Source organism: Thioalkalivibrio sp. XN279, assembly GCF_011089885.1.
GTDB lineage: Bacteria > Pseudomonadota > Gammaproteobacteria > Steroidobacterales > XN24 > XN24.
On the sequence record NZ_JAANBD010000028.1, the window covers coordinates 417,261 to 423,970 of the forward strand.

The window sequence follows — 6,710 nt, forward strand, 5'->3', positions numbered from 1 at the left end:
CTACCAGTCTCCCATGATCTCGTCCAGGCGAGGCGCATCAGCACCTTCGTGGAAACGAGAGAACTGACGGAAGTCGATCGCCTCAAACTCGCGTATGCGGGATCGTATGCTTTCGGCCGTAGAACGATCGGCGACACTCGGCGCCGCAAGCAGGACCGAATCCGCATGGCTCGCCCGGTCGACGCCTTGCAAGTGATCATACAAGTCGATGATGACCTGGGCCCATAACAGGCTGCTGCTCGCCACCGTCGCCACGAGGTCCCCCTGCAGCACAGACTCTATGCCCGCACCGGATAGATCCAGGCCACCTGTATGCACAGGAAGATCGTCCGGGGCCAACCCATTGCTTATCGTCTCCGCAACTCCAATAGCCAGCTGGTCACTGGCGGTCCACAGGACTGAAACTTCGGGATAGCGACGAAGGATCCGGGACGCCATCCGGCGCCCTTCCTCCGGAGTCCAGCGTGTGTAAACCATCTGCAGCAACTCGACATCCGGATGATCATCGATCGCCCGGCGTAACCCCGCCTCGCGCAGGATCGATCCATACCAAGATCTTGTTCCGTTGATGCCAGCAACATAAATCGTGCCGTCGTCTTCAGCGTTCCGGGCGCGCCTCGCCGCTGCGATCAGCTTTTGCGCGAGCAAGTATCCTTTGAGTTCTTCATCCTCAAGGAAATAACCCACCCAGTGTTGGTACGCCTGCCCCGGGAGTTCTCCCAATTGGTTCAGTTCTTCGGGAAACAATGGGCCGTTCAGAAAGAAGGGAATCCCAGCTTGTTCCGCCGCATCCATGAGACGGACCGCCTCACCGAACTCTACTGAAAATACTGCGGCATCAGGCAGCGGCTCAGTGGTCAGGCGACGCACTCCGACGGACACTTTCTCGAAGCGATCGGACAGATTGAACTCATGGATTTCCAGGCTGATATCGAGATCTGAAGCCGCCGCTCGGAGTATCGAGTGCACCTCGGGCCAGTACGTGTTGTTTGCGGTGGTGGGTGTGAAAACGGCGACACGAAAGCCCGGTTGGCCAGTGTTGTCGTCACAGAGTGCCACTATCGATGGATAAGGCAGAAGAGCGCAAATGAGCAAGGCCCTGACCAGACCTTTCCATGGTGCGCAATTTGACATCCATGCACTGTGCATCCGTAAGCCCAACCCAAAGCGCAACGGCATTTACAGTAAAAGCCAATCTGGAACTGGTCCAAGCGGGCCGCGAAGCGGGAAGCGAGAAATTCGCTCGACGCTGACTTGGGAACGCCACCCCACAGGGTGGAGACGTCTCCGGCGCCCTGTCAATCGTGGTTATCCCGAGGATTTACTCCTTTTTACTGTGCCGTTGTCGTCGGCGCGCCACCAGCCATCAAGTTAACTTCCCGCGTGCCGACAGGACGAGGTATGGAACTCTATCTCGTGGTGTTGGCCGTCGGTGCGGTCGCCGCCCTCTGGCTTGCTTCTCGTGCCCGACCGCCACGACCGGTCCGTTTTCGCACGCCCACTCCTTCGCCCGCGGCGCCCCATGCCTCGCCGGCCGCGAGCGACGACGGGCCAGAGGAGTCGTTCGACGATGACATGTTGCCCGCCATCCGAGCGATTCTCTCCGGCGAGCCGTCGGAGCTCGACGCGGCCATGTTGCCGGAAGCACTGGCGGGCTTCACCTTACTGGGCGCCGCCGACCTGGACCCTGTCGAGCAGGCGCAAGTGGTCGCCTTGGTCGCCACCATCGCGCTGCCGCCACGTTCGGCGCAGCAGCTTATTTCCCCGGAGTTCACGGCGAATGCGAGGCCCCGGGAATTTACTGAGCTGGTGACTCGTGAGCCCCTGCTCGCCGCCAAGGTCATCGGCCGGGTCAACTCGGCGTTCTACGGCCTCGCCTCGCCGATCGTCAGTGTCGCCCATGCGGTCACCTACCTTGGCGTGAACACCGTGCGCAACATGGCGCTGCAGTGCATCCTGGAGCAGGCGTTTGCCAGCGAAGACCCCGAAGTCCAGAACTTCAATGCCTGGCTGCTAGATTCCGGCGCCATCGCAGCGGACTTGACTGCCATCCTCGGGCCCCGGCTCGGTATACGCGACGTCGGCACCGCGTCGACCCAGACCGTGCTGACATTCATCGGTGATTTCGCCATGCCCATGCTGATGTCACCACACTCGGTCATCGGTCATTGGCGCCTGGGTCTGCTCGAGCGCACCCAGAACGAGCAGTTCACGCTCGGCGCCAATGCCATGATCGTCGGACAGCTGCTGATGGAAGCCCTGGAACTGCCGGTCAACGTGCGCAGTGACGTCGCTGATATCCATCGCGTACTGGTCACACCAGCCAAAGAGGAGGTCTCAGAGCGCGAGGCACGTATCGCACTGTGCTACGCATGCGCTCGGATGGCGGAAAGCATCGTGCTGGGCAGGGTGCATGATTCGGCCGACCTCTCTGTGCAAGGCTCCCACGCAGCGGAATTTCATCACCTGCAGAGCTACCTCGCCAAGCCACCCCTGGCACGCCTTACTGATCACCTGCGTGCCGGCGACGTCAAACTGGCTGTGGCCCGCATGATCGCTGGCGCCGCACGCAGCCGGGACGTCTCATACCAGAGATACCACACGGAATGACGAGCGCCCTCGCCGTCCAGCGCCCCTCCCGCTTGCGGGCCAGCCAATCCAGGGGCTTTTAGGCTCGATAGACGTTGGGATCACCACTGCCAGTCCCAAGTCAGTGCGCCTTGAGGTCAGCTCGCGAGTTCGGCGCATCGGCATGATTGCCCCTCATGCCAATCAATTGCCACGACCCGGTTCCGGCCCTCGGCCTTCGCTCGATAAAGTGCCGCATCGGGAATTTGGATATTGGGCGCGCTCTCAGCGCCGCATGGCGCCAGCATCCCAAGGCCAACACTCACCGTGATAATGCCGAATGGACTGGCAGGGTGCGGAATCGCAAGCGCCGCTACCGCAGTGTGAAGACGTTCCGCCACTTTTACCGCACCTTGGAAATCGCTCTCCCCGAGGATGACGGCAAATTCTTCGCCCCCGTACCGGGCAGGCATGTCCATGGGTCTTAGCAGGTTGTCCCGAATCACTTGACCCAGCTGGCGCAGGACGGCATCACCTGCCGGATGCCCGCAGGTATCGTTGTAACGCTTGAAGTAATCAACATCCAGCATCATTACGGCGAATGCACCACCGTCTCTTGCGGCTGCACGCCAGCGCTGCTCCAGGATATGATCGAACCAGCGCCGGTTCCCGAGATTGGTCAGGGCGTCGACACGGGCGAGATGCTTGAGCTTGAAGTTCGCCGCCTGGAGCTCCTGCGTGCGTTCAGAGATCTCCTGCTCGCGATGTTGCAGCACGTGCTCCAACTCGACCTGGAGCTGTTTCGATTCGGCAAGTGACCTGGCCAGTCGACGATGCGCGCTGGCATGGCGAATGGTGAACCAGTGCAGCTGCCTGAATGCGGAGATGTATTCGCTCGAAAGGCCGTCAAGACGCCCGAAGGGGCTCGAGTGACGACCGACCTGGTACCACCGAAGGCCTTCGAGAAGTCGATCCAGAGGACGGGCGATCCGCCGGGCCAGTCCCCAGCCCAGTGCGGCCGCAGCCAAAAACGAGCCGAGCAGACATGCCACCGCCAATGGTGCGAACTCGGCCAGTTCAGCCCCAAGAGCGGGGCGCTCCTTGAGCACAACCACCCGCCAGCCGTATCGCGCCGGCGCATTTGCGCCGATGAATTCCTGATCGGTCTCGGACGCTTTGATGACCCACGCCTTACGGCCATCCGGCGTACGCGCGATCGGAGTCCCCGCAATATCGTCGAGAAATGCGTACCCGGAGTCCGCACCCGCGTACACCACTCGATTGTTTTCGTCGAGCAAAATCAACTGCGCATCGAATAGTGAACGGTATCGCTCGTCCAGGCGAGAGAAGGCGTTAAGGTTCAGCGAGCCCTCCACGATACCCCACCTCTTTCCGTCGACATCAAGGGGTGAACTGATAGCGATGATCGGGTCGGACCCGAACCCCGGCCGCGGAAGGCGTTCGACACGTAGTTCTCACCGGTCTCCATCGGCACCCGGAAATAATCGCGGTCACGGATGCTCACGCCGGCAATGTCCGCCGCTACAGCGATCGACCCGGTGTCCATTCTCGACCCGACCTGGACGATCCCATCCTGGCTGGCGACCAACATGGTCAAAAAATCCGGATACAGCGCCTGATAACCGAGCAGGTACTGTTGGAGACGCTCATGACCTACGCGACCGTCGAGCTGGATGCTGTCCGCGGCGCTGGCCACACCTGCCACGTGACGTTGCAGGAAGCTGTCGACCGCAAAAGCTGCGCCATTGGCGGCCTCTTGCACCTGCGTGTTCACATGCTGTCGTTGCCTTTCAACCTGCGAGCCGACCAACACCAGGGTCAGTCCGAGGCACGGAACGAGCGCCAGCATGACGAGGCTGCGAAACATCGCCACACGCAGGCTGGGAGATGCGATAGGCCGCAACAGGCTCCGCCACTGACTACGGCTGTCTGCGTGGAACTGGATCAGCGCCACCCCCGCCAGAACGAACAAGAGCCCTACAAATGAATATGACATCGCACCCCGGCGCGCCGCCGAGAGGGGACGCCCCATACTCTGTTGATATATGACAATTTATCGGCCGCGCAGATCGAGCCTTAAGGACTCAGTATCGCGATCATGGTACGTATGTTTCGAGCGAAGTGCGGGCGTCCTGTTAGTCACCGGGCAACACGTAGCCACGCTCCCGGAATAGCCGCAGGCATGCTGCGGCTATATCCGTGTCGTAAAGAACGCCCGACTTCTTCTCGATCTGGCTGAGCGCCTGCTCCATGGGGAAGGCCGGCCGGTACGGGCGATGGGACGCCATGGCCTCGAGGGTGTCCGCCACAGCGAGGATGCGAGCCTCCAGCAAGATATCCTCGCCGCTCAATCCCCGGGGATATCCGCTGCCATCCATGCGCTCGTGATGCTGCCAGACGATCTCTGCAATAGGCCAGGGGAAAGACAGCCCCTTGAGCAGTTCGTAGCCCGCTTCAGCGTGTTGCTGAATGTAAAGCCTTTCGATCTCTGACAGCTTGCCCGGCTTGGTGAGAATATCTGTGGGAATGGCAATCTTGCCGATGTCGTGCACCAGGGCCGCCATGGTCAGCCCATCGAGCTGGTCAGAGCTCATTCCGAGCTCAGTGCCGATTGCATCGCACAATACAGCTGTCCTGCGTTCATGACCGGCGGTATAGGGATCACGCAATTCCACCATTCGATTGACGACCTTGATGGTGCCCCTCATTGCGTCTTCAATGCGGTGCAAGTGCGCCTTTTCCCTCTCCTGTGCGAGGAGGCGCTCCGTGACGTCCATGGCCATCACGACACGTGCCGGTCGCCCGTTGAAGTCTATCGAATGGGCTGAAACCTCAACCTGTAGAGAGGAGCCGTCCTTCCTGATATGTGTCCAGACGTCAGCATCCGAGAATGGCTTACCTCGTTCACGCGCCAACGCGGCGTCGAGGCAATCGCACTCCGCTGGATGCCTAATGTCTTTGATCGTCATGGCCAGCCATTCTTCACGCGTGTAGCCGTACAGCGCGACGGCCGCATCGTTCGCCGCAAGGAACTTGAGTGTCTGGCTGTCATAAATCCACATCGGTTGCGGATTGGCGCTGAAAAGACGCTCGTATTCCTGCCGCTGCGTCTTGTAAGCGGCATTCATCGCATTCAACTCGGCGATCTTGGCTTCGAGTTTCCGGGTCACCAGCGCGTAGTGCGTCTGGTCGAAAGCCTTGCCGTTGAGTGCCGGTTGGGACGACTTCTCGGCATGTTCCTGCAACGCCGACTCGACGACCGCCACCAGTTCATCAATGGGCATGGGCTTTTTTAGATAGCCACTCGCGCCGATGCTGAGCCCGAACTGGCGATCGCTTTCCGAGGGATAGCTGGCTGAATAAAAGAGAAACGGCACCTGGGCCAGGGCGCTGTCCGCCATCCAGGCCCGACACAACGAGAATCCGTCCATGCGTGGCATCAGGGCGTCGGAAATCACGAGGTCGGGGCAGTCCGCACGCGCGACGGCGAGCGCCTCGACGCCGTCACCCGCTTCGACTGTTTCATGCCCGCAGGACTGCAGGCACCAGCTGACCAGGGATCGACTGGGCGCGTGGTCGTCTACAACTAGAATCCTGGCCAATCCGATGCCTCCATGGGGTATCCACTCCCGTTGCGCCGTGCCGAGTTACGCGGAGCCAGGTGATTGCTCCCCCAGGATTCGCACGTCACTCCAGCTATCGGCCGGGATAGCTAGAGCTTTAAATCATCATCGGCCTGCGAACCTCGACACTCTCATCCTGAGCTGCCCTCCCCGACCGCTGCGGCGATCATGCGGACCAAGCCGCCCACTTCGCAGCCTCCCTCGAGGAGCAGGCCCACGGCCTCGCACAAGCCTGGGCATTTTCCACGGCCTCGAAAAGCTCAAGAATCCGCCAGGTCTGCCGAAATAACACATCAACAAGGGCGCCACCTCCTGGCGTCTGCTCGTAGGCATCCAGGAGAGATTGTCCATGGAAGATCAAGAATCCCGGCCGGAGGGGCCGGGAGCAGAGGAAGGGCGCGAATACCTGACTTTTCGTCTCGGGCAGGAGGAGTACGGCCTGAACATCCTGAACGTGCAGGAAATCAGGGGCTACGACTCCGTCACCAAGATCGCCAA

The 6,710-nt window shown here is 60.7% G+C and carries 6 protein-coding genes; 2 read left to right on the forward strand and 4 right to left on the reverse strand.

Going from position 1 to position 6,710, the window contains the following annotated elements; genetic code table 11:
- A complete protein-coding gene (locus tag G8346_RS11540; RefSeq protein ID WP_166051359.1) occupies window positions 1–1,059 on the reverse strand; it encodes an ABC transporter substrate-binding protein in 1,059 nt (352 codons plus the stop codon).
- A gap of 342 nt (window positions 1,060–1,401) precedes the next feature.
- Between G8346_RS11540 and G8346_RS11545 the strand changes: the two genes are divergently transcribed.
- Window positions 1,402–2,610, forward strand: coding sequence for an HDOD domain-containing protein (locus tag G8346_RS11545; RefSeq protein ID WP_166051361.1), 1,209 nt, complete (start codon window positions 1,402–1,404; stop codon window positions 2,608–2,610).
- A gap of 116 nt (window positions 2,611–2,726) precedes the next feature.
- Here G8346_RS11545 and G8346_RS15160 read toward each other — a convergent pair whose 3' ends face one another.
- The 3 genes from G8346_RS15160 to G8346_RS11560 form a co-directional block, all read right to left on the reverse strand.
- Window positions 2,727–3,944 carry a diguanylate cyclase gene (locus tag G8346_RS15160; RefSeq protein ID WP_166051363.1) on the reverse strand — a complete coding sequence of 406 codons (1,218 nt, stop codon included), beginning with the start codon at window positions 3,942–3,944 and terminating at the stop codon, window positions 2,727–2,729.
- Window positions 3,929–4,561 carry a hypothetical protein gene (locus G8346_RS11555; protein ID WP_166051365.1) on the reverse strand — a complete coding sequence of 211 codons (633 nt, stop codon included), beginning with the start codon at window positions 4,559–4,561 and terminating at the stop codon, window positions 3,929–3,931. Before G8346_RS11555 ends, G8346_RS15160 begins: the two co-directional genes overlap by 16 nt.
- A gap of 163 nt (window positions 4,562–4,724) precedes the next feature.
- On the reverse strand, window positions 4,725–6,191 hold the full coding sequence (locus G8346_RS11560) for an HD domain-containing phosphohydrolase (protein WP_166051367.1): 1,467 nt from the start codon (window positions 6,189–6,191) through the stop codon (window positions 4,725–4,727).
- A gap of 370 nt (window positions 6,192–6,561) precedes the next feature.
- Here G8346_RS11560 and G8346_RS14995 point away from each other — a divergent pair.
- Window positions 6,562–6,710: chemotaxis protein CheW (locus tag G8346_RS14995; RefSeq protein WP_255454015.1), on the forward strand; the 149-nt coding region annotated here is incomplete at its 3' end.